Origin of the sequence: Halovivax cerinus, assembly GCF_024498195.1 — an archaeon.
GTDB classification, from domain to species: Archaea; Halobacteriota; Halobacteria; order Halobacteriales; family Natrialbaceae; genus Halovivax; species Halovivax cerinus.
This window is the reverse complement of sequence record NZ_CP101824.1, coordinates 2,724,734-2,745,609: the sequence shown is the minus strand read 5'-3', so window position 1 is coordinate 2,745,609 and position 20,876 is coordinate 2,724,734. Positions and strand designations below refer to the sequence as shown.

At 65.9% G+C, this 20,876-nt stretch carries 21 protein-coding genes; 8 read left to right on the top strand and 13 right to left on the bottom strand.

The window, feature by feature from the left end:
• Positions 1 to 32: 32 nt before the first annotated feature.
• The 4 genes from NO366_RS12915 to moaA form a co-directional block, all read right to left on the bottom strand.
• The gene (locus NO366_RS12915) at positions 33 to 575 is read right to left on the bottom strand and encodes a DUF7519 family protein (protein ID WP_256531203.1); all 543 of its coding nucleotides are present in this window, start codon (positions 573 to 575) and stop codon (positions 33 to 35) included.
• Positions 572 to 2,740, bottom strand: a complete 2,169-nt coding sequence (locus NO366_RS12910) for a DUF58 domain-containing protein (RefSeq protein WP_256531202.1) — start codon at positions 2,738 to 2,740, stop codon at positions 572 to 574. Before NO366_RS12910 ends, NO366_RS12915 begins: the two co-directional genes overlap by 4 nt.
• Positions 2,737 to 3,630 carry a DUF4129 domain-containing protein gene (locus tag NO366_RS12905; protein WP_256531201.1) on the bottom strand — a complete coding sequence of 298 codons (894 nt, stop codon included), beginning with the start codon at positions 3,628 to 3,630 and terminating at the stop codon, positions 2,737 to 2,739. The genes NO366_RS12910 and NO366_RS12905 overlap by 4 nt, the downstream gene beginning before the upstream one ends.
• Before the next feature lie 86 nt (positions 3,631 to 3,716).
• Entirely contained in the window at positions 3,717 to 4,784 is a 1,068-nt protein-coding gene (moaA, locus tag NO366_RS12900) for a GTP 3',8-cyclase MoaA (protein WP_256531200.1), read from the bottom strand.
• Positions 4,785 to 5,221: 437 nt separating this feature from the next.
• Here moaA and NO366_RS12895 point away from each other — a divergent pair, with 437 nt between their 5' ends.
• Positions 5,222 to 5,887, top strand: coding sequence for a helix-turn-helix domain-containing protein (locus NO366_RS12895; protein ID WP_256531199.1), 666 nt, complete (start codon positions 5,222 to 5,224; stop codon positions 5,885 to 5,887).
• 309 nt (positions 5,888 to 6,196) lie between these two features.
• Positions 6,197 to 6,406: a hypothetical protein gene (locus NO366_RS12890; RefSeq protein ID WP_256531198.1), complete on the top strand. Its 210-nt coding sequence runs from the start codon at positions 6,197 to 6,199 to the stop codon at positions 6,404 to 6,406.
• A 174-nt stretch (positions 6,407 to 6,580) separates the two neighbouring features.
• Here NO366_RS12890 and NO366_RS12885 read toward each other — a convergent pair whose 3' ends face one another.
• Both NO366_RS12885 and NO366_RS12880 read right to left on the bottom strand, forming a co-directional pair.
• Entirely contained in the window at positions 6,581 to 8,047 is a 1,467-nt protein-coding gene (locus NO366_RS12885) for an RtcB family protein (protein ID WP_256531197.1), read from the bottom strand.
• Positions 8,048 to 8,149: 102 nt separating this feature from the next.
• The gene (locus NO366_RS12880; RefSeq protein ID WP_256531196.1) at positions 8,150 to 8,560 is read right to left on the bottom strand and encodes an archease; all 411 of its coding nucleotides are present in this window, start codon (positions 8,558 to 8,560) and stop codon (positions 8,150 to 8,152) included.
• Positions 8,561 to 8,653: 93 nt separating this feature from the next.
• On the opposite strand from NO366_RS12880, the gene NO366_RS12875 reads away from it, so the two are divergent.
• The 4 genes from NO366_RS12875 to bcp all read left to right on the top strand — a co-directional run bounded on the left by NO366_RS12875 (position 8,654) and on the right by bcp (position 11,978).
• Entirely contained in the window at positions 8,654 to 9,139 is a 486-nt protein-coding gene (locus NO366_RS12875) for a GNAT family N-acetyltransferase (protein WP_256531195.1), read from the top strand.
• 78 nt (positions 9,140 to 9,217) lie between these two features.
• Positions 9,218 to 10,402 carry a DNA primase small subunit PriS gene (gene priS / locus NO366_RS12870; protein WP_256531194.1) on the top strand — a complete coding sequence of 395 codons (1,185 nt, stop codon included), beginning with the start codon at positions 9,218 to 9,220 and terminating at the stop codon, positions 10,400 to 10,402.
• Positions 10,403 to 10,527: 125 nt separating this feature from the next.
• The gene (locus NO366_RS12865; protein ID WP_343217304.1) at positions 10,528 to 11,442 is read left to right on the top strand and encodes a hypothetical protein; all 915 of its coding nucleotides are present in this window, start codon (positions 10,528 to 10,530) and stop codon (positions 11,440 to 11,442) included.
• A gap of 83 nt (positions 11,443 to 11,525) precedes the next feature.
• A complete protein-coding gene (gene bcp / locus NO366_RS12860; RefSeq protein ID WP_256531193.1) occupies positions 11,526 to 11,978 on the top strand; it encodes a thioredoxin-dependent thiol peroxidase in 453 nt (150 codons plus the stop codon).
• Positions 11,979 to 12,044: 66 nt separating this feature from the next.
• On the opposite strand, the gene NO366_RS12855 is transcribed toward bcp, so the two are convergent.
• From NO366_RS12855 to NO366_RS12845, 3 genes are all read right to left on the bottom strand, one after another.
• The gene (locus tag NO366_RS12855) at positions 12,045 to 12,476 is read right to left on the bottom strand and encodes a hypothetical protein (RefSeq protein ID WP_256531192.1); all 432 of its coding nucleotides are present in this window, start codon (positions 12,474 to 12,476) and stop codon (positions 12,045 to 12,047) included.
• Positions 12,477 to 12,669: 193 nt separating this feature from the next.
• Complete coding sequence (locus tag NO366_RS12850; protein ID WP_256531191.1) at positions 12,670 to 14,931, bottom strand: CDC48 family AAA ATPase; 2,262 nt, start codon at positions 14,929 to 14,931, stop codon at positions 12,670 to 12,672.
• A complete protein-coding gene (locus NO366_RS12845; RefSeq protein ID WP_256531190.1) occupies positions 14,928 to 15,173 on the bottom strand; it encodes a DUF7127 family protein in 246 nt (81 codons plus the stop codon). Before NO366_RS12845 ends, NO366_RS12850 begins: the two co-directional genes overlap by 4 nt.
• A gap of 325 nt (positions 15,174 to 15,498) precedes the next feature.
• On the opposite strand from NO366_RS12845, the gene NO366_RS12840 reads away from it, so the two are divergent.
• Positions 15,499 to 16,293, top strand: coding sequence for an alpha/beta fold hydrolase (locus NO366_RS12840; RefSeq protein ID WP_256531189.1), 795 nt, complete (start codon positions 15,499 to 15,501; stop codon positions 16,291 to 16,293).
• Between the two features lie 14 nt (positions 16,294 to 16,307).
• On the opposite strand, the gene panB is transcribed toward NO366_RS12840, so the two are convergent.
• Complete coding sequence (gene panB, locus NO366_RS12835) at positions 16,308 to 17,120, bottom strand: 3-methyl-2-oxobutanoate hydroxymethyltransferase (RefSeq protein ID WP_256531188.1); 813 nt, start codon at positions 17,118 to 17,120, stop codon at positions 16,308 to 16,310.
• 211 nt (positions 17,121 to 17,331) lie between these two features.
• Here panB and NO366_RS12830 point away from each other — a divergent pair, with 211 nt between their 5' ends.
• Complete coding sequence (locus NO366_RS12830) at positions 17,332 to 17,577, top strand: DUF5822 domain-containing protein (protein ID WP_256531187.1); 246 nt, start codon at positions 17,332 to 17,334, stop codon at positions 17,575 to 17,577.
• 72 nt (positions 17,578 to 17,649) lie between these two features.
• Here NO366_RS12830 and NO366_RS12825 read toward each other — a convergent pair whose 3' ends face one another.
• The 3 genes from NO366_RS12825 to NO366_RS12815 form a co-directional block, all read right to left on the bottom strand.
• Complete coding sequence (locus tag NO366_RS12825; RefSeq protein WP_256531186.1) at positions 17,650 to 18,189, bottom strand: HAD family hydrolase; 540 nt, start codon at positions 18,187 to 18,189, stop codon at positions 17,650 to 17,652.
• A gap of 136 nt (positions 18,190 to 18,325) precedes the next feature.
• Positions 18,326 to 19,456: an acyl-CoA dehydrogenase family protein gene (locus NO366_RS12820; RefSeq protein ID WP_256531185.1), complete on the bottom strand. Its 1,131-nt coding sequence runs from the start codon at positions 19,454 to 19,456 to the stop codon at positions 18,326 to 18,328.
• Positions 19,457 to 19,593: 137 nt separating this feature from the next.
• A complete protein-coding gene (locus NO366_RS12815; protein WP_256531183.1) occupies positions 19,594 to 20,868 on the bottom strand; it encodes an HAD family hydrolase in 1,275 nt (424 codons plus the stop codon).
• Positions 20,869 to 20,876 lie beyond the last annotated feature (8 nt).

Genomic DNA, 20,876 nt, shown 5'->3' with positions numbered 1-20,876 from the left:
ACGACGTACGGTTATTGGTCACGAGTCGACTCTCAGACGTCCCTGAACACGTCGTCGTGCGAGCGTACCGCGGTGACGCCGGTACCCAGCGCGATCGTCACGAAGAGGACGGACAGGACCAGCGCGATCACTGCACCGACGGAACCGACGGTCCCAACCGAGAGGAAAGCCAGGGACGCGAGCGTCACGGTGACCAGTCCGACCAGCGTCGACGTCCCGATTCGAACGATCTCGAGCCGCTTCGTCCGGGATTCCCGCCCGAGTTGGCGCCCCACGTCACGAGCCGTGTGTCCGAAGTCCCAGGCGAGGACCACCGCGAGCGACCCGACGAACGCTACGACCACGCCGGGAGATCGAACCGTCGCGTGAACCAGTGCGAGGAACAGGATCATCGCGCCCAGATCGAGCGGAACGGTTCCGCCACGTCGAACGGCCCAGACGAGCAAGCCGAATCCGAGGACGGCGATGGCAGCCGATTCGGCCGATCCGAGTACCGCGACAGCGACGCCGACGACGCCTGCAATCAGGGCACACATCCCGGCGACGACCGACGGTCGAGCGTCGTGTGTCGTCACGAGCGATCACCGGCTTCGGGCCCAGATACGGCGTGTGACACCCGTTCTGGGATGTCCGTCGGGGCGTCGTTCGGTTCGTCCGTCGACGCACCTGCAGACCGAGTAGCCTCCCGTCCGGACTCGTCCGAACCGGTATCCAGAACGCCGGGTCCAGATCCGACGGTCCGCCCGTCGCCGGCGAGTGCCCCCTCGATGGTCTCGCCGGCATCCCACTGGATCACCGGAATGCCACTTCGCTGCAGGTCGAACCGACGGATGAGCCTGGCGACACGTGCGAGACGCTGGCTCACCGTCGCGGTCGCCGTCGCATCCGGACTCAGAACGGAGACGGCGTGCCCGCTCGCCTCGAGTCGGCGAGGGATTTCCACGCTGGTACTATCGACGAGCGGAGAGACGAAGAGCACCTGCACGTTCTGTGAGAGTCGCCGTTTGAGATCGCGAAGTTGCGTCCGCCATCGGGTCGCGCCGGTCGGAACCGACGGTGAGAACTGGGGGTGTCCCGACATCGCGGCCACGAGTCGGCGCTCGTGTGTCCGACCGGTGTGGGGTGGAATCCAGCACGCTCCAGCCGACGTGTCTGTCGACGCCGCACGGACGGCGGGACCGACCGCCGCGAGACCGACGTGGTGACCCTCTTCGAGCAACGTCGGGATCAGCCGGCTGCAAGCCGTGACCGCCCGGTCGACGGCGTGCGGTGCGCCCTGCTCGTGCGTAACGTACGCAGCGGCCCGGGCGTCGACGAGGAGAAGGACGCTTCCGGCGTACTCTTCTTCGAACTCCAGCGTCGCGAGCTCACCCGTGCGCGCACGACGGTTCCAGTCGATGCGGTTCAGCGGGTCACCACGACGGTACTCACGCACCGAGTGAAACGCCGTTCCGTCACCGCCGTCGTCGGTCGCGAAACTCGACCCGAACGTGCCGGCCACCCGCCGCAGCGCCGGATCGTGCGACAGCGGCGTCGGGGGCGGTTCGGCGACGATCACCGACTCCGATGGGACGTACGTCGCCCGTTCTTCGGACTGGAACAGATCGCGTGTCACCGCGAGCCCGGGATCGAATTCGTGGCGGCCGCGGCTCGCTCGCAGCGTGTACTCGTACGAGACCGACTCACCGGCGCCGAGCGCCGTCCCGAGACGCGCCGACCCCGCGACGACCGAGAGCGGGGCCGGAACGCCGTCGACGTACCGAAGGTCGAACAGCGTCGAAGCCGAGGCGTTCTCGATCGTGACGGTCACGTCGACGCGCTCACCGGGTTTCGGCTCCTCCGGCGTGATGGTTCTTGTGACGTCGATATCGGGTTTCGGAGCCCGCGTGATCGATGCCACACCGGCGAACGCCACGGCTACGGCGCCAAGCAAGACCACAGCCGGTTCGCGCGCGTACAGGCCGACCGTGATGGGAAGCAACGCGACGAGGCCGATGCCGTTCCAGTACGCCGTCCGGTGGTGGCCGGCTTCCGTCGGCGCCGCGACGGGACCATCGGTCGTCCGGACGCTGATACCGTCGGCTGGTGGCTCGACGTGATCGGGTTCCCCACGAAGGATCGTCCCGCCGCGAGCCTCGTCGCTGATTCTCGTCACCGCTGCGGCGGTCCGCTCGATGGCGACGGTGTACCGGGATTTCGTCTCGATGAGTCGCGTCACACGATTGCGGAGTGTCGCCGTCGGAACGAGGGACGTGTACTGGAGTAGCCTCGTTCGAAGGCCCGTATCCCGATACGGCACGGAGCGGGTCGGCGAGAGCAAGCCGGCTGCGAACGGATCGTCGGTCCAGGATCCGTCGTCGAGCAGCGCCGTCGCGTCGTCCTCGGGCAGTCCGCGAAACCGGGTGAGAACGGCGATCGCGATCCCGTAGAGGCCGGCCGCCGCTCGCCGGCCCGGCCGTCCCGCTCCGGTCGTTCGTTCGTGGAACTCGCCAACCGCGTCCTCGAGGGTCGCTCCCGGAATCGGAGCCGCCCGTCCCCGTTCGACCGAGGGGAGGTCGAACCGACGCTGCGTGCCGCGACGTTTGACCACGGACCAAGCAGCAACCATCGCGGTCGCCATCCCAACGAGTAACAAGACGGCGATCGACACGTCGCCGGGGACACCGCCAACGAGGATGGCGACCCCGAGTACGAACGACCCGACACTCACGACTGCGGCGACGGCCGCCCGGTGTCTCATTTGCGATCGACCTCGTTCCCGTCGTCCGCCCCGTACCGTGATTCGATCCGCCGAAGGATGTCGATCGCTTGCTCTTCGCGGGTGGGCGTCGATTCGAGAGACCCGTACCGGACCGCCTCGAACAGGTCGGTCAGGTCCGAGACGTCGGAGCGTTCCAGCCCGACGTCGACCGCCGCCGCCTCGAACTCCCGGGGCGTCGTTGTGTCCGGCGACTCGACCGGTAAGAGTGACGTCATCTCCTGCCATGCCCGATAGATCGTGTTCTCCAGATCCCGTCGGGAGGTCGTTTCGAGCTGCGTCGCCGCACGGCCCGCAGCCGCGCCAACCGCGACTGCCGGTGCGTCAGTGTCCAGATCCGGTTCGTCGGTCGCCGCCCGGTCCGTCTCACCGCCTCGCCAGCGGACGTACACCAACGTCCCCAAGAATACCACGAAGAAGCCGCCGAGGGAGGCGGCGAAGAGCGTCGCTGCAGTTACGTTTCCGCCTTGCCCCTCGGTCGAGCTCGCGATCCCGGTAGCGGTCGGTTCGGATCCGCCGGCCCGAAGACCGGGCCCGGTACCGACGATGCTGAACAGCGTGTACACCCCGAGAATGAGCGCCACGCCGAGAACGATACCGACGACGATCAGGAGACTCTCCATCGGTTCGTCGACGATGTAAAGCACCACAACTCCCGCCAGACAGGCCACGACGACGAGCGCCAGCACCTGAACGAACAGCGGTATCTCGGGGACGACGACCGGGTCGACAGGCCCGGACTGCTGGCTCGCCGGCGCACCGCCAGTCTCACTGGGTACATCCAACGAAGCGTCGAGGATCGCCGCCACGAGAGCGATCGCGACGATGCCGAGAACGGTGAGGCCTCCCTTGAACGCGTCGTCGAATCGCATGCTAGGTGGCTCCATTTTCCAGACCACCTAAAGTTCTTCCATCGGTTGACAGGAGCGGACGGAGTCAGCGACGCCCGCCGTCCCCGTCAGTCGACCGACGCGCGTGGCTCGACGTACTCGTCGTTTACCTCCCAGCCACCCTCGTCCGTCCGCACCATGTACTCGCCGTAGAAGGGGACGCGATTCGCCACGACCTCACGAAACGCCTCGCGGATCTCGGAGTTCGTCATCTCGCCCATCGACCGCAGGTCGTCAGTCCGGTTGAGACAGCCTTTGAGAAACCCGTCGTGGGTCACGCGGACGCGGTGGCAATTCGCACAGAACGTTGGGTTCTCGACCGGGTCGACGATCTCGACCAGTCCCAGCGAGGCGTCGTCGATCGGCGGTGACTCGTCGTCGACCGAGTCCCTGGTGATCGGAACCTGGTCCTCGCCGCCACGCTCGTCCCCATCGTCGGGCGCGATCCAGTACCGTGTCCGATCGTGCATCTCGCGGTTTGCGACCGCTACCGCTCGTTCGGCCAGCCAGTCGTGGACACGCGCCATGTCGATCGCCCACTCCGGATTGCCAGTCAACTCGGGCATGTACTCGATCAGCTGGAGTCTGAGTCCCGGATTCGCCGCCACGTGTTCGACCATCTCGGGGACGTAGCCGGCCGTCCGCTCGAAGACCACGACGTTGAGTTTGACGGGGTCGAGTCCGGCGTCCAGCGCGGCGCCGACGCCCTCCAACACGGCGTCGTAGGCCCCGCTCTGTGTAACCTGTGCGAACGTCTCCCGATCGAGCGCGTCCTGTGAGATGTTGACCCGATCGAGCCCGGCATCGACGAGCGCTTCGGCGCGCCCGGGAAGGAACGTCCCGTTCGTCGTCATCGACACCGACAGTTCGTCGGGCGTTCGAGCGACGATCTCCGCCAGATCCTCACGTAGCATCGGTTCGCCGCCGGTGAACTTCACCGCCTCGACGTCGAACTCGGTTGCGACCTCGAGGAAGCGGACGACGTCGTCCGCCCCCATCTCGTGATCCCGCGGTGCCGCGGGACCCCGCGTGTCTCCCAGCCCCTCGTTGTGGCAGTAGACGCAGTCGAAGTTACACCGATCGGTCAGCGAGACGCGAACGCCCGTCACGTCGCGATCGAACGAGTCGGTGAGCACGCCACGCTATTCACGCCGAACCCGCATAAACTCGTTCCCCGACGCCGGATCACGGCCAACACCGTGAACCCCTCGGGTCACGTGGTTCGAGAGAGTGATGTAAGGGAGTGGATGTGTGTGAGAGAATGTGTGTGAGTAAGAGGGTGTGTGAGAGAATATGTGTGAGTAAGAGGGTGTGAGAGAGAATATGTGTGAGTAAGAGAGTGTGAGAGATTGTGTGAGTGGGAAGGAGGGATGGAGTGACGGCGTCGCTCGACAGTGCGATACCCGGCGTCTACTGAACGGTCCCAGCCACTCGGTCTGCGCCGCCCGTAGATGGCGGAGACGCAGACGAGAACCGAACACGATGGCTGGTCCGGAGCCACGGACCGATCGGACGCGCGAACGGTCACGGCCGACTGAAGACAACTCATTTGACTGGAGGTGGTTGCCCCCCTATGGGCACGACAGCCGAACTCGTGATACCGGCTCACGAGTTCGCTCTCGCTCGATCACTGGACCGGCTCCCGTCGCTCCAGGTACGGATCGAGCCGATCGTCGCGTCGGACGCGGCTTCGACGATGCCACACGTGCAGTTCCGGGGCGAGCCAGACGCGCTCGACGGTCTGGATACGCAGCTCGCGGACGACCCGACCGTCGATAGCGCGAACCGACTCGCAAACAGCGAGGACGAACACCGGTACCGGATCCGGTGGGCCGACTCCGTGGTCGAGACGGTCGAACACCTGACGGACAGGGAGGCGACGATACTCGACGCGAGGGGCTCGGGCGCGCAGTGGCGGCTTCGCGTCCTCGTCCCCGAACGCGACGCACTCTCCGAGACGTACGACGCCGCGACCGACGCAGGGATCACCATCGACGTCGCGAGAGTACACGAACTCGAACTCACCGAGCGGAGCCGGTACGGTCTGACCGACGCGCAGTACGAGACGCTCGTGACGGCGCTCGCATCGGGATACTACGAGATCCCGCGCGACGTAGACATGGAGGGACTCGCCAAGGAACTCGAGATCTCCCACCAGGCGCTCTCGGAACGTCTCCGACGAGCACACAGGCGGCTCGTCACCGAAGCGCTCGACGTCGACAATCCGGCGGGCGAGTGACCGACCCGACCCTGCGAAGGGCGATCCAGCGGACCGGACACACGAATGCCCGTCCAATTGACGTGTGCGTCGAACGTCATTCCAGCTGGTGTGTCGGTCGAACTGCACCTCTCGTAGTCATGTCAGTAGACTGTATTTGAAGCGTACATGTCGGCCGATCCACCGAACCGGTTCCATCGTCGAAACGGGTCACTCTCGGCCCGGGATACGGCAGGGGTCCTTCGACTGCAACTCCCGGATTGTACGGGTATCACCAGGGGTTCACTCGTACGGCACAACACCTACACGACCGGGGATCGAGGGTAGCCCATGGAAGACGAGATGCTCGCGGACGGCCGAACGCTCGTCGAACTGATCGAGGCTGAAGGCTGGGAGGTGACCGACCTCGAACTCACCGCCTACGAGAGTCCCTGGGCCGACGAGGACGACCCGGAGGCCTCGGTGACGATCAGTGCGAGAAAACCCTACGTCGACGAAGACGACGAGGACGACGAGGACAGTCCGTTCAAACTGCAGTGACGTCGAGGTGGGCGACGATCGAACTGTCACGCGATCGCCGTGACGCGTCGCCAATAGAGCCAGGTTCGCAACTGGAGCCAGGGTTTCGATAGTGGCCCCAGCCGCGATCGATCGAGATCACCCGAGCCCAGCCGTTGCCGATGCGAGAGAGAGAGAGAGAGAGAGAGAGACGCGTCAGCCCTTGATGGTACAGACAGGGAACGTTCTGGCGACTCTGTCGCCGATTCCGAGTGCGTCGGAGACGCGCACGACTTCGTCGACGTCCTTGTAGACCCCTGGCGCCTCCTCGGCGACCGTCGCACCGGACTGGGCCTTGACGTAGATCTGGTGATCGGCCGCGAGTTCGTCCTGCACGTCACCGCCCCAGTACTCGTTCTTCGCCTGCGTGCGGCTCATGAGGCGGCCGGCGCCGTGAGCCGTCGAACCGAACGTGAGGTCCATCGAAGCCGCACCGCCGCGGAGGACGTAGCTTCCTGCACCCATACTCCCCGGAATGATGACTGGCTGGCCGACGTCACGGTAGGCAGCCGGGACCTCGGGGTGGCCCGCAGGGAAGGCTCTCGTCGCCCCTTTTCGGTGGACGTAGAGTTCGCGTTCCGTCTCGTCCGCGCCGACGGTGTGCGTCTCCCTCTTCGCGATGTTGTGTGCGACGTCGTACAGGAGATCCATCTCCATGTCTTCCCACGAACGGTCGAATACACGCTCGAACACCTCCCGGGTTCGGTGCATAATCAGCTGGCGGTTGACCCAGGCGAAGTTGATCGCCGCGTTCATCGCCGCGTAGTACTCCTCGGCGAGTTGTGACCCGGCCGGCGCCGCCGCGAGTTCCTTGTCCGGAAGCTGGGCGAGTAGCCCCTGGTGGTGCTGTTCGATCTTCCGCAGATAGTCGTTGCACGTCTGGTGACCCAGCCCGCGCGAACCGCAGTGGATCAGCACGACGATCTGGTCCGCCGTCAGGCCGAACGCCGCACCAACCTCGTCGTCGAAGACGTCGGTGACGCGCTGGACCTCGAGGAAGTGGTTGCCCGACCCGAGCGAGCCGATCTGGTTCTTTCCGCGGTCTTTCGCCTTCTGCGAGATCATCGCCGGGTCCGCCTCCTCGCGAACGCCCTCGTCCTCGCAGTGACGCAGGTCGTCCTGCACGGCGTACCCGTTCTCCAGCGCCCAGTCGACGCCGCGTGCGAGGATCTCGTCGACGGTGTCGATCCCCGCCTCGACGATGCCGCCGCCGCCGAGACCCGAGGGCACGTTCGCGAACAGCGAGTCGACGAGCTCGCGTTCGCGTCCCCGAACGTCGTCGTAGGTGAGGTTAGTTGTCATCATTCTTACCCCACAGTTGATGTCGTAGCCAACCGCTCCGGGCGATATACAGCCGTTTTCGGCGTCCATCGCCCCGACCCCACCGACGGGGAAACCGTAGCCCTGGTGGCCGTCCGGCATGCAGATCGCGTAGTCGGTGATCCCCGGGAGGTGGGTCGTGTTCGTGAGCTGTTCGAGCGTCTTGTCCTCGCTGATCTCGTCGAGGAGCGATTCGCTGGCGAGTACTCGCGCCGGGGTCCGCATGTCCCCGTCCTGTGGTATCTCCCAGACGTACTCGCGGACCCGCTCCAGGGTCACGCCGTTCGCGTCGTAGGTGGTCATACCCGTAGGTCCGTCGGCGGTCCTAAAAGGCGTTGGCACCTGGCTTCCAATGTCCGATACCGGGCGGCGACTCCTGAAGCGGGTGGTGGCGGTCGACGAGGGTTACACGTCGAATACGACGTACGCTTCCCACCCGTCCGCGGTCTCCTCTAAGCGCATGTCCGCGTAGGTGACCGCCTTGACCTCGCGAGCGTCTATCTCGGAGAGCGGGATTCCGCGCGCGCTCCCCGAGAGGGCCCAGGTCCCCTCCGTCTCGTGCACGTCGACGGCGTGGTCGACCGGGAGGACCGATTCGACGTCGCGGACGTAGATGAGTTCGTCGAGGTATTCGAAGAGCAGCGCCTCGCGGGACTCGGCCTCGACCGAGACGGCGAGTCCCTCCCCGGCCTCCGATCGGTCGTCACAACTCGCGGCGGCGAGCCCCTCCGCGGTCGCCGCGAAGACAGCGGCGAGGGTCGGTCCGCTAGCCGCGACGGCCACGTCGGCCGTGTGCGGCCGAAGCTCGTACGGCATGCGTGAGTCGACGCGTTCCACGGCGGTATGTGCATCGATTCGGAATATGGGGTGCCGGCAGAATTATAGTGACGACGCTGGTACCCAGAGACAGTGAGCGTCAACGTCGATAGCCGTGTCGTCTCTGCGGGCAGCGACGAGTTCGTCGACGATGCCTGGGAGCTCAAAGAGCGGATTCGCGAACGCGAGGGGGTCCTGAAGCAGCGGTGGGACTTCTTCTCGGATGCCTACCGGCGATCGACCGTCTACTGCATCGTCCACGACCACGGCGATGAGGACCTGGTCGGCTTCGTCACGGTCCGTCGCGACGGCTATATCCTCTTTCTGGCAGTCGATCCGACCTGTCGCGGACACGGCATCGGCAAACGGCTGGTGTCCGAGGTCGCGAACCAGCATCGGTCCGTCACGTGTCACGCACGCACGACGAACGAGAACGCGCTCCAGTTCTACGAACACCTCGGCTTCGAGATTACCCGCCGCATCGAGAACTACTACGAGGATGGCGGCGACGCCTACTACCTCAAACTGACGACCGATACCGGCCTGACCGAGCGCCTCTCCGAGTTCGTCCGCGGGTAGCGAGAACCCCGGACCGGGCGCCGAGTCTGGAGGCCCGTCCAATACAGTTATACGTACCCGCGGGCGAGTGGGGGCCGAATGGAGGAGCGAACGCGTGCGTACCTTCGCGGCCGATTCAGGGACTACTATCGGCGCGCATCGATCACACCTCCCCCGTCCGTCGAGGCGAGGGAGTGGGGGTACATTCCCTGGTCGCCGGGCCCAAACACGCGGATGATTCGCCATCGATCCGTCCTCGACATCGGCGATATCGAGACCTTCCTCGAACGCGAACGCCCGCGCCACGTCTACTACTCCGCCGGGCTGTACGACGATCCGGGCGCGAACTCGATGGACGAGAAGGGGTGGCAGCGGTCCGATCTCGTCTTCGACCTCGACGCGGATCACCTGCCCGGCGTCACCCTCGGCGAGGACTCCTACGCCGAAATGCTCGCGACCTGCAAGGACGCGCTCCGACGGCTCCTCGACTTCCTCGAGGACGACTTCGGGTTCGACGACATGGAGATCGTCTTCTCCGGCGGCCGCGGCTACCACGTCCACGTCCGCGACGACGAAATCCGCCACCTCGAACGGGAACACCGTCGCGAGATCGTCGATTACGTTCGCGGCATCGGACTCGAGTTCGACCACCTCATCGAGACGGAGACGGTCGCGGGGCTGGGCAGGGAGACGCCAACCGAGCGCCGCACGATTCGTACCGAAGGGGGCTGGGGCGGGCGCATCCACGATCGCTTCGTCGACTTCGTCGACGAGCTCCTCTCGATGGACGAAGACGAGGCACGAGAGCGACTCCAGACCTTCGACGGGATCGGGGACGGAAAGGCTACGGCAGCACTCAACGCAGCGACGAACAACCGCGAGGCGATCGCCGCCGGAAACGTGACCGTCCACACCGCCGTCGCCCAGCTCGCCGAGCGATTCGCCGATCGGACGGTGACCGCCGAGAACGCCCCCATCGACGAACCGGTGACGACCGACACCAACCGGCTGATCAGACTCCCCGGCAGCCTCCACGGCGGGAGTTCACTCGCGGTTCGTCGCATTCCCCGTGACGAACTCGACGACTTCGACCCGCTGGTCGACGCCGTCCCGGAGACGTTCACCGGCCACGAGATTCGGGTGACGGTCGAGCGGGCCGGGCCCGTCGAACTCGGTGGCGACAGCTTTACAGTCACGGACGGTGAGCAATCACTACCAGAGCACGTCGCCATGTTCCTCATGGCACGCGGCCGCGCGGAGAAGGAAAAGGAATCGGGCGTCTAAAAGGAACCAGGCGCCTGATCGACGAACCGGCCCGTCCGGTCCCGGTGCGCTGGACCTGACCGGATCCGGAGACCGTCTCCAGCGACCGATCGTCACGGCGCCGACCGATTCGACCCACACCACACATGAATCTGGAGGAACTTCGATCCGTCCGAAACACGGAACGCCAGAAGGACAGCCTCCAGGAACTGCGCCCGTCGTTCTACCAGGACGTCGGCGAGTACATCGGACGGTTAGAAGCCGAACGCGACGAAATCGCCGCGGCACACGAGGATCCGTTCGCCTCGCCCGAGGTCGCCAGACTCACCGACGAAATAGAAGCCGCGAAGGACGTCGCCGAGGCCATCTACGAACGGCGGATGGGAAAACTCGTCAAACAGGCGAGCCTCGCCGCTGCGGGAATGACTGCCAACTCGGAGGGTCTCACCAGCGAGGAGGCTGCCCTCTTCGACGACCTCGTCGAGCGCATCGAGACCAACAAGACGGAGATCCTCTCGGTGCTGGAGGGCAGGACGGCCGACACCAGAGGTGGACGGACCGACCGAACGGAGACGGTCCGAGAGACGGGGGCTGTAGAGGAAGGGACACTGGACGAGACTGAGGCGACGACAGAGGCGCCACCCGCCCCGCCGAGTGACGAGCCACCGGTCGAAACGGATCCTGCCGAACGTGCCGAGGAGGACTCGTTCGACGTGGCGGACGCGATGGGTTCTGCGACCGATACGGCCGGCGCGAGCGAGGGACGTCGGGACGAAACGGTTCCCCCGAACGATCCCTCCGCGGCCATCGACGAACCGGCGGCAGGTGAAGACTCCACAACAGCTGATCCCGCCGACGAGGCGGACGGCTCCACCGACGTCGCGGGCACAGACGCTGACGAGGCCGTCGACCGCGTGACCGTCCAGATCACGTCGGACGTCGGCTCGATCCTCGGCGTGGACGACCGCGAGTACACCCTCGCGAGCGACGACGTCGTCACCCTCCCCGAGGCGAACGCCGATCCGCTGATCGAGCGCGACGCGGCGAAACCGCTCGAGTAACGGGCTGCGACGTCTCGGACGACCCGGAAACCGGTGATTCCAGAACCGACACTCCTACGGGACGGGGTTGTGATCTATCGGGTATGCTCGACGTAGGATCCGACGCGCCGTCGTTCGAACTGCCGAATCAACACGGCGAACCGATATCGCTCGAGTCGTTCGCCGGCCAGCCGGTGATCGTCTACTTCTACCCACGTGCGAACACCGAGGGCTGTACGGTCGAGGCTTGCGAGTTCCGTGACGCGCGACCGGAACTCGACGAAGTCGACGCCGCCGTGCTCGGCATCAGCGACGATCCGGTCCCCGACCTGGCCGACTTCTCGGACGACTACGACCTCGACTTCCACCTCCTCTCGGACGAGGACGGCAGCGTCGCCACGGCGTACGACTCCTACGGCGAGAAACAGATGTTCGGGAACACGTTCGACGGCGTCTTCCGGAACACGTACGTCGTCGACGGAGATGGACGGATCGCGGCCGCCTACGAGGGCGTCGATCCGGAGGGCCACGCGGAAGAAGTGCTGGCGGAGCTGTAGACGGAATTGGGGAATTCCCCTACCGGGTGTCGCTGGGGTTGACCGGCAGCGGGTCGACCGACGAACCTACCCTACGATCGAACCGACCAGCCAGCGGCCGGCACGGCCGACGGCGAACCCGCCGACACCGGCCGCAATGGCGAGGACGAAGGCGTACGCGCTGATGAGGAAAACGCCGGTCCACGTAACGTCCGGCGTGCTGAGTCCGAGTGCAAGCGTCGCTAGCAGACAGACGACGACGGCGAGCATGGCTGCGACGACCGGAGCGAGACCGACGCGCACGTCGTTACCGAGCGCGCCGTTGACGGTAGCGAGGACGATGCCGACGCCGACGATGATACCCACGATCGTTCGCAGCGTCGCCGTGGTCGGCTGCGAGAGGTCCGCGAGATCCGCGACGGCCGTTGCAACGAAGGCAAGTGCGGCGAGTATCGCGAGGACGATCGCGGCAGCGAGAGAGGCGCGGGCGATGTCGGGGCCATCAGGGATGGCACGCACGGCAGGATTCGTCCGATAGAAGATACAGTAGAATAAATCGAACTTTTTCGATTCCGGACAGTCAACTGACGCTCATCCTGCACGTCGTCGGAGGCGGGCTATTGCGTGTCCGTCCCCGGGGGAACGTTGGTTCGTCCACCTCGACCGGATCTCCGTCACGGCGTCGCGTGAGACAAAACGTACTCGTACCCGCCTACTGGAAGGTCCGACCGAGCTGGTCTTTCTCCTGTGCCGGTTCGGCGGTGTCGAACTGCTCTTCGATCTCCTCGTAGCGCTCTTTGGTCTCGGGCGTGACGCTCGGAGAGACCTCTTCGAGCGCGTGCTCGAAGTGATCCTTCGAGATGCGAACGTTGCCGAGGGTGTCGGCCATCTCCTCGGGATCGACCGAGTTGATGAACTCGCGAGTGGCTGCCATCGAGGCTTCTCGCGCGACGGCCTCGATGTCCGCGCCGACGTAGCCCTGGGTCTCGGCCGCGAGCCAGTCCAGGTCGATCGCGTCGGCGAGCGGCTTGTCCCGGGTGTGGACCTCGAAGATCTTCCGACGGGCTGCCTCGTCGGGGACCGGCACGTGGACGTGACGGTCCAGCCGACCGGGGCGCAGCAGCGCCGGGTCGATCAGATCGGGCCGGTTCGTCGTCGCGATGACGACGACGTCTTCCAGTTCTTCGAGCCCGTCGAGTTCGGTCAGCAGCTGGCTGACCATCCGCTCGGAGACGCCGGAGTCGCCGGTGGTCCGGCCGCGTTCGCCCGCGATCGAGTCGATCTCGTCGAAGAAGATCACGGTCGGGGCGTTCGCGCGCGCCTTCTCGAAGACCTCGCGGATGCCCTTCTCCGACTCACCGACGAACTTGTTCAACAGCTCCGGACCCTTGACGGAGATGAAGTTCGACTGGGACTCGTTGGCGACGGCTTTCGCGAGCAGCGTCTTGCCGGTCCCCGGCGGTCCGTACATGAGGACGCCCTTCGGTGCCTGCATGTCCATCTCGGCGAAGACCTCCGGGTAGTCGAGCGGCCACTGGATCGTCTCCCGCAAGCGCTCTTCGGTTGCTTCGAGCCCACCGACGGAATCCCAGGTGACGTCGGGCACCTCGACGAAGACCTCGCGGAGCGCCGAGGGCTGGATGCCCTTGAGCGCCTCCTTGAAATCGGTCTCGGAGACCTGCAGCGACTCGAGGACGTCCGCGTCGATCTCCTCTTCTTCCAGGTCGAGTTCGGGGCGAATGCGTCGCAGGGCGTTCATCGCCGCCTCACGGGCGAGCGTCGCCAGGTCGGCGCCGACGAAGCCGTGTGTGTTCTCCGCGTACTGATCGAGGTCGATCGAATCGACGAGAGGCATGCCGCGCGTGTGGACCTGCAAGATCTCGGTTCGGCCTTCCTTGTCCGGGACGCCGATCTCGATCTCGCGGTCGAAGCGGCCACCGCGTCGAAGTGCGGGATCAATGGCGTCGACGCGATTCGTCGCCGCGATGACGGTGACCCGGCCGCGCTCTTCGAGGCCGTCCATCAACGAGAGGAGCTGGGCGACGACGCGACGTTCGACGTCGCCGCTGGTCTCCTCGCGCTTGGAGGCGATCGAATCGATCTCGTCGATGAAGACGATCGCGGGCGCGTTCTCCTCGGCTTCCTCGAACACTTCGCGCAGTTGCTCTTCGGACTCGCCGTAATACTTCGACATGATCTCCGGCCCGGAGATGGTCTCGAAGTGGGCGTCGATCTCGTTTGCGACGGCCTTCGCCATCAGCGTCTTCCCCGTGCCCGGCGGGCCGTGCAGCAAGACACCTTTCGGCGGTTCGATGCCGAGTTGCTGGAACAGCTCGGGGTGGCGCATCGGCAGTTCGATCATCTCACGCACCTGGTCGAGTTCGTCCTCCAGGCCGCCGATGTCCTCGTACGTGACGTTCGGAACGCCCTCCGTGCCGCCGCCGGGGCTGGAGATCTGTTCGGCCGGTTTCTCCGCGATCTGGATCGACGTCGAGTCGGTGATGACGACGGTCCCGGTGGGCGACGTGTCGGCGATCTTCAGCGGAACGGACTGTCCGGAGCCGGCCATGGGTCCGAACGAGAAGGAAAACGGTACCGTCTGTCCCTCCGTAACGGCCTGTCCGGAAAGCTTGTCGCGCACGAGCGGTCCGATGTCGCCACGAATACGCAGGTTCTGCGGGAGCGCGACGGTGACGGTGGTCGCCGGCTTGACGTCAGCCGCCTCGACCGAGATCCGATCGTCGATCCCCACGCCCGCCTCCTGTCGAAGGCGACCGTCGATACGAATGATTCCCTTCCCTTCGTCCTCGGGATAACCCGGCCACACGCGTGCGACCGATCGGCCGTCGCTGTTACCCTGGATCAGGATGTAATCGCCATTCTCGAGCCCGATCTCGCGCATCGAGGCGCGATCGATCGCGGCGAGTCCGCGGCCGGCGTCCTTCTGTTTCAGCGGTTTGACGGTAAGCTTCATCGGGTACCCTCCAGTTCGATGCTGAGCACGCCGTTTTTCATAAACGTGTGCGCTACCGACCCGTCCGCCGGGAGGTCGATCTCGTACTGGTCGTCGTCTACGACGACGATCGCCGTCCCGTCGACGACGTCGAGCGTCGGTTCTGCGGACGCATCCGCGAGATCCGCGACGACGAGTCGGTCGTCGTACTCGTAGGTCCGCACCATTACCGGTGATTCGCCGGTACGCTGGGTGAGTGTCATGTGTTACTAACCCCAGGTAAGGGACACTAGTATATATAACTTTCCCCATCGACCCCGTTACATCCCCCGAATCGATCAAAGGTGACTGTTCGCGGTTCACACTGCGCTGGCAGTGAACATCCAGGCAGCGGGACCGTCACCGGTGGGGAGACTATCGGGTCACGATCAGTTCCGTCACGATCGGTCCAGACACCGGGATGAAACCACGACGGGCAGCGCTCGGACGCCACGATGGCGTCGGCGACGACCCCCTGGATCGGGGGCCGGTCTCCGTGGTCCGAAAACGGATACCGGCGCTTAAGAGACCGGTCGTCGTACAGGACGTATGGAGACCGTCACGCACCAGGGGAGACGAACTGCCTATCGCCGGGTCGATCGACGCGATGGGGAGGGATCCGCACCCGGATGTTGCTTCGTCCACGGGAGTGGCGCGACGGGTCGTGTCTGGAACGCACAACTCCCCCTGGCAACCGAGTTTCCGATCACGACGCTCGACCTGAGTGGCCACGGCGAATCGGACGACGTCGACGCCACGGCCGGGTACCAGACGCTTTCGGCGTACGCGGACGACGTTCTCGCCGTCCTCGAGGAGACCGACGACCGCGTCCTCGTCGGCAACTCCCTCGGTGGTGCCGTCGTCCAGCACCTCCTCCTCGAACGCGACCCCGACGTCGACGCGGCCGTCCTCACCGGGACGGGCGCTCGCCTCGGTGTCCTGGCGGACCTGCTAGAGTGGCTGGAAGACGATTTCGAACGGGCGATCCAGTTCCTCCACGAGCCCGGCAAGCTCTTTCTCGATCCCGATCGGACGACGCGCGAACGGTCGATCGAAACCATGCGCGAGACGGGGTCGGCCGTCACCCACCGCGATTTTCTCACCTGTCACAGATTCGACGTCCGCGATCGACTGGACGAGATTACCGTCCCCACCCTGGCCCTCTACGGGAGCGACGACCAGCTCACGCCCCCGTGGTTCCACGAGTACCTCGCCGACTCGATACCCAACGCGTCGCTCGTCGAGATCGAAGACGCGGCCCACCTGTCGATGGTCGAACGCGCGGACGCGTTCAACGACGCACTGGCGTCGTTCGTCGAGACCGCGGTCTCGCCGCGGTCGTGACTCTGGCGGAACCGTCAGTACAGTTCGTCGAGATCCGCTTCCTCGTGACTGTGTTCGTCGGCGGGAAACGCTCCCGACTCGACGGCGTCGACGTATTCGGTGACGGCCGACGACATCTCGGCCCTGACGTCGCCGAACTGCGCCGCGAACGACGGGGACCACTCGCTGATCCCGACGGCGTCGTGGAAGACGAGTACCTGCCCATCGCACTCGGGTCCGGCCCCGATCCCGATCGTCGGGATCTCGATCGCGTTCGTGACGTCCCGCGCGACGTTCGACGGGACGTGTTCCAGAACGAGCGCGAACGCGCCGGCGTCCTCGTGCTCACGGGCCAGTTCGAGGATCCGCTCTGCGCTCTCCTGATCGGTTCCCTGGCGCGGGAACCCGCCGTACTGGTTGACGTGCTGGGGTGTCAGTCCGAGGTGGGCCATCACCGGGATCCCCAGTTCGACGAGGCGCCGGGTGATGTCGACGGTGTGTGGACCGCTCTCGAGTTTGACTCCGTCCGCACCCTCTTCCTGTAGCATTCGCCCGGCGTTCTCGATCGCCGATTGCTCGTCCGTCCCGAACGAGAGGAACGGCATGTCGGCGACGACCATCGCGTCCTCTGTCGCTCTGGTGACCGCGCCGACGTGGTGGGCGATCGCGTCGACGTCGACCGGGAGCGTCGTCTCGTATCCGAGCGCCGCGTTCGCCACGCTGTCTCCGACGAGGATCACGTCGACGCCGGCCTCGTCGACGATCTCCGCCGCCGGAGCGTCGTAGGCCGTCAGCATGGTGATCGGTTCGGACCCCGCCTTGGCTCGCAGGTCGCGGACGGTCGTCATAGTGGATTCCTTCGGCTCGATGGGGTAAATTCCACCGGTTGGCGTCCCACCGTGCCGCGATCGGAGCGGACGACGCCGTACGTGCTACCCCTAAGACGCGCGAATGATCCAACGCGAGGCACGATGAGGAACGCGGCGCCGTACGATGCGCTGGCGACCCACTCCGGGTGCGTGACGTCGACTTTAAGGTACCGGCAGCGAGAGTTCCGGTGTGCCAGAACCCGTCGAAACGAGTTCGCCCGAGGGCCTCGACTACGGCTGGGTGATGCAGGTGACGTTCGTCCTGACGATCGTCGTCGGCGCACCGACGGTCGCCGTCCTCTCGATCCCTGCAGACCTGCCCACCTGGGGTACCCGCGCCGAGTTCGCCATTCGCGTGGGAGCCGTCGTCTGGCTGGTCACCGGCCTCGCCGTCTTCGCGTACGCGAAACGGCAGGAAAACGACGTGACGAACTGACGTTCCGAGTCGCCGCCGGCTAGCCGCCGAGTCGGACCGCAGGCGGGACGGATCGAATCCTGACCGGTCTTCCTACTCGGTGTCGAGGACGTCCTCGACGTACTGGAACGACACGCCGGCGCGTTCGGCGGTCGTCGCGTCACTCCCCGAATCGCCCACGAACAGGACGTTCTCGTGAGAGACGGGAAGCGCATCGATCGCCGTGAGCAACGGTTCCGGATCGGGTTTCATCGCCGGAACGGAATCCCGACCGATCACGCGTTCGACCGACTCGAGCAGCCCGTGGCGTTCCAGCGCGATCCGGCAGGCGCTCTCGCAGTTGAGCGAGCAGATCCCGACCGGGATAGACCGGTCGACGACGTGATCGGAAAGCGGGAGGCGATCGGCGGTCTCCGCGCCGTCGCACTCGTGGGCTGCGATGACGGACTCGACGTCCTCGCGGCGATCGATCCGGGCAGCCCCGGTCAACAGCGTCCAGGCGTCCTCGGCCGGCGGTTCGACGCCGGCCTCGCGATAAATCGCCCGAACTTCGCGGGCCACCGCGTTCCAGTCGACGTCCAGGCGGACCAGCGTTCCGTCCAGATCGTAGACGACCGCGTCGTACTCGGTCACGGGTTGGCGGAGACGGCGGTCGAAGAAAGTCGTATCGGTGGGCGGGGTGCGGGCGAATTTCCTGGGGGACTCGACGACGGAGAAACGGGCCGCCGAACGCGACGGGGTGTCGGCCCGATCCAGGACGGCGCCGCCGTCAGTCGAGCAGGTGGCGCGCGATGACGGTCTTCTGGATCTCCGTCGTCCCTTCGTAGATCTCGGTGATCTTCGCGTCGCGGTAGAGGCGTTCGACCTCGCCTTCGGTGACGTAGCCGTAGCCGCCGTGGAGCTGGACGGCGTCGTTCGTCACGTCCATCGCCGCCTCGCTGGCGACGTACTTCGCCATGCTCGCGGCCATCGGCGCGTCGTCCGCGCCCGCAGCGCGCTCACGGGCCGCGTGACGGGTGAGCCGTCGTGCCGACTCCGTCCGGGCCGCCATCTCCGCGAGTGTGTGTCGGACCGACTGGATGTCGGCGATCGGTCCGCCGAACTGCTCGCGCTCCTGGCTGTAGTCGATCGCCTCCTCCAGGGCGTGGTCGGCCAGTCCCACCGCCTGCGAGGCGATGGCGACGCGTCCGCCGGTGAGAATCTCGAACGCAGCGGAGAGACCACGTCCCTCCTCAGTCAGTCGGTTTTCGGCCGGAATGCGTACGCCGTGGAACGTGAGCGACGTCGTGTCGCTCGCCCGGAGTCCCAGTTTGTCCTCCGTCTCCCCGACCGTGAGTCCGTCGACGTCCTTCGGGACGAGAAACTGCGTGACGGAGTCGGGGTCGTCGCGGTCGGTCTTCGCGAAGAGGATGATCACACCCGAGCGGACGCCGTTCGTGATCCACTGCTTCTCGCCGTCGATGACGTACTCGTCGCCCTCCCGCCGGGCCTCGGTGGTCATGGCGGCGGGGTTCGATCCCGCGTGCGGTTCCGAGAGCGCGAACGCGCCGACTGGTCGCCCGTCGGCCATCTCCGGGAGCCAGCGTTCCTGCTGGGACGGGGAGCCAAAGCTCCGGATGCACGACGTCGCGAGCCCGTGGACGGACAGCGCCGTGGCGACCGCGAGCGACCCGTACGCGACCGACTCGTAGACGACGCTCGCCGTCACCGGATCCGCGTCGTATCCGCCGTACTTCTCGGGGACGGTCAGGCCGGTCAGGTCGAGCTCCGCGAGGCCGTCCCAGACGTCCTCCGGGAACGACTGCGTTTCGTCGGCCTCGCGCGCCGTCGGGCGGATCTCCTCGCGCGCGAAATCGCGAACGACGTCCCGAATCGCGCGCTGTTCGTCCGTGAGCGTCATACGCCTCACTTGGTGGACCCGGATGAAAAGAACCGCGAAAGCACGCGAGGCGAACGGACCGACCCGCAGACTGGCTCGAACCTCGGGAGCACAGAGCACCACTGGAGACGAGACGCGACCGTCACGGTCGAAGCCGCTCACTCGCGCAACAGGGCGAACTCGTTCATCGCCGCGATCGTCCGCAGAACGTCGACGCTCTTTCCGCGGTCGAAGACGAGTTCGTCGGTCGCGAGTGCGTGTTCGAGAACCGCCTGGGAGGCGTGTTCCGGCGCCGCAGCGATGCCCGCGTCGGTCTCGGCCACCCACTCCATCACCCGCAGGTCGCTCTTCGAATCGCCCATGACGAGCGCGAACGGATCCGCCACGTCGAGGACGTCGAACGCCCGTTCGACACCCGCCACCTTGGTGAGTTCCCGGCTACCGATCTCGGCGGCGTCGGCCTCGTAGTACGCGACGTCGATGCGCTCCAGTACGTCCGTATAGGCGTCGGATCGGCCGTTCGCGTCGGTCCCCGGATAGACACCGTCGCGTTCGAGCACACGTCGGATCTCGGGATCGGCGTCCGCGTAGAACGCCCGCGTCAGCGAACGGTGATCGACGCGTCCGGGCTCGATCGACGCGTCAGATCCAGCCGCCGACAGGTGTTCGTCGACGGCGTCGGCGAGCAGGTCGAGCAGGTAGACGAGCGCGTCGTCGATCAATTCGCGAGCGGCGGGCGAGCCGATCTCGTAGTTGGGCTTTACCGTGACGTTGAACTCGTTACCCTGCAGGTGACAGCCGCGACGCAGGTCCGCGGGCGCCTCGGTCAGGACGCGACCACGGACGTCCTCGAAGATCGAACGGATGGATTCAGCCAGGTCGTCGTACAGCAACTGCTTCGTCTCGGCGCCGTGTCCCGGCGCGAAGACGCCGGTCCCCGCCTCGTACACGATCGCGAGATCGCCCGAGTGGACGAGTTCGCTGCCGAGTCCCTGAATCGCGAATCCCTTGACGTTCTCGAGCGTCTGCCCGGTGCAGATCACGACGGGGACGCCCGCCTCGTGAAACTCGGTGATTGCGTGGAGGGTCTCGAGCGGAATCTCGTTGTCCGTCCCTCCGGCCGAGCGAAGCGTCTCGTCGACGTCCAGAACGAGGACCGTGACGGGCCGCCCGTGCGACGAGTACAGATCGAGCGCGGTGAACGCCTGATCGCGGGTCGCGCGCGAGGCCACGCCGGCGAGCGTCTCACCGGCGTCGAAGGCCGATCGGATTCGGTCCTTCCGTCGCTCGAGTTCGGCGTCCGCCCGCTCCCAGAACTCCAGAACGACCCGAGAGTCCACCGGTGGAAGGAGGTCGACGAACTCCTGATACGCCCGCAGCGCGTCCGTGTCGTAGGACTCGTACAGTTCGTAGAGCGTGTCGTGAGTGACCATGCCACATC

Excerpts from the sequence above, each read along its gene's own strand:
- NO366_RS12910 (WP_256531202.1), bottom strand. The coding sequence starts at position 2,740 with ATGAGACACCGGGCGGCCGTCGCCGCAGTCGTGAGTGTCGGGTCGTTC.
- NO366_RS12905 (WP_256531201.1), bottom strand. The coding sequence starts at position 3,630 with ATGCGATTCGACGACGCGTTCAAGGGAGGCCTCACCGTTCTCGGCATC.
- NO366_RS12895 (WP_256531199.1), top strand. The coding sequence starts at position 5,222 with ATGGGCACGACAGCCGAACTCGTGATACCGGCTCACGAGTTCGCTCTC.
- NO366_RS12890 (WP_256531198.1), top strand. The coding sequence starts at position 6,197 with ATGGAAGACGAGATGCTCGCGGACGGCCGAACGCTCGTCGAACTGATC.
- NO366_RS12885 (WP_256531197.1), bottom strand. The coding sequence starts at position 8,047 with ATGACCACCTACGACGCGAACGGCGTGACCCTGGAGCGGGTCCGCGAG.
- NO366_RS12880 (WP_256531196.1), bottom strand. The coding sequence starts at position 8,560 with ATGCCGTACGAGCTTCGGCCGCACACGGCCGACGTGGCCGTCGCGGCT.
- priS (WP_256531194.1), top strand. The coding sequence starts at position 9,218 with ATGGAGGAGCGAACGCGTGCGTACCTTCGCGGCCGATTCAGGGACTAC.
- NO366_RS12865 (WP_343217304.1), top strand. The coding sequence starts at position 10,528 with ATGAATCTGGAGGAACTTCGATCCGTCCGAAACACGGAACGCCAGAAG.
- bcp (WP_256531193.1), top strand. The coding sequence starts at position 11,526 with ATGCTCGACGTAGGATCCGACGCGCCGTCGTTCGAACTGCCGAATCAA.
- NO366_RS12850 (WP_256531191.1), bottom strand. The coding sequence starts at position 14,931 with ATGAAGCTTACCGTCAAACCGCTGAAACAGAAGGACGCCGGCCGCGGA.
- NO366_RS12845 (WP_256531190.1), bottom strand. The coding sequence starts at position 15,173 with ATGACACTCACCCAGCGTACCGGCGAATCACCGGTAATGGTGCGGACC.
- NO366_RS12840 (WP_256531189.1), top strand. The coding sequence starts at position 15,499 with ATGGAGACCGTCACGCACCAGGGGAGACGAACTGCCTATCGCCGGGTC.
- panB (WP_256531188.1), bottom strand. The coding sequence starts at position 17,120 with ATGACGACCGTCCGCGACCTGCGAGCCAAGGCGGGGTCCGAACCGATC.
- NO366_RS12820 (WP_256531185.1), bottom strand. The coding sequence starts at position 19,456 with ATGACGCTCACGGACGAACAGCGCGCGATTCGGGACGTCGTTCGCGAT.
- NO366_RS12815 (WP_256531183.1), bottom strand. The coding sequence starts at position 20,868 with ATGGTCACTCACGACACGCTCTACGAACTGTACGAGTCCTACGACACG.